The 393-nt window shown below is 30.0% G+C and carries 1 protein-coding gene; it reads left to right on the forward strand.

Translation table 11 applies throughout. From position 1 onward, the window contains the following. On the forward strand, positions 1-393 hold a 393-nt coding region (locus GQ589_RS11915; protein WP_202115111.1), incomplete at both ends, for a DUF6708 domain-containing protein.

Consider the following 393-nt stretch of genomic DNA (forward strand, 5'->3'; position numbering starts at 1 on the left):
GCGATTTAGAAAAAGGCGGTAACTATTTAACGGGTGCGGATCAGCGTCTTCTCTATGCCAATGATAACTACTGTGCTTTTATTCGCAAAACTTTATCAGATCAAATATTTTACTTATCCACTTTTTTTGTTACTTTTGTTCTTTTAATGCCAGCCATTTATATGTGTTTTTCATTAATTCTAGATTTAGATCTTAAGAATGAAAGTTTGATATACATTACTTTTGTAATAATTCTAATAACTTCTTTAGTTGCTTTATATATATCTATCCCTGAAATCTATCAAAACCTTTTTACACGTCGAGGTAGTCCCATTATTTTTAACCGCAAAACGGGTAAAGTGTATATCAATGAAAGCTATTTTTTTAATTTTAAAGTGTTACGCAATCCGCTAA

Origin of the sequence: Gilliamella sp. Pas-s27, from assembly GCF_009795865.1 — a bacterium.
GTDB lineage: Bacteria > Pseudomonadota > Gammaproteobacteria > Enterobacterales > Orbaceae > Gilliamella.